General features: G+C 42.8%; 1 pseudogene. It reads left to right on the forward strand.

The annotated features are described in order from the left end of the window. Positions 1-107: 107 nt before the first annotated feature. Positions 108-304 (forward strand): annotated as a pseudogene (locus N475_RS25065) (transposase); the annotation flags it as partial.

Raw genomic sequence — 304 nt, forward strand, 5'->3', positions numbered from 1 at the left:
GGCAGCGAGGAACAAATGAAATTTAAGAAGACACCCATCTTAAATTTGGCAAAAAAACTGAGTGTCGCCTATCTTTAAATAACGGTTAAAAGTTAGGCGTTCAATTCATGGCAACGGCACGAAGTCGGCAAGTTAGCTTGGTGGACACCAAGTACTATCACTGCATATCACGATGCGTAAGGCGAGCGTATTTATGCGGAGAAGATAAAGTATCGGGCAAGTCTTATGAGCATCGAAGAGGGTGGGTTGAAGATAAGTTGCTACAACTTGCTAAGGTGTTTTGTATTGATGTGTGTGCGTATGC

This window comes from Pseudoalteromonas luteoviolacea DSM 6061, assembly GCF_001625655.1.
Classification (GTDB): domain Bacteria; phylum Pseudomonadota; class Gammaproteobacteria; order Enterobacterales; family Alteromonadaceae; genus Pseudoalteromonas; species Pseudoalteromonas luteoviolacea.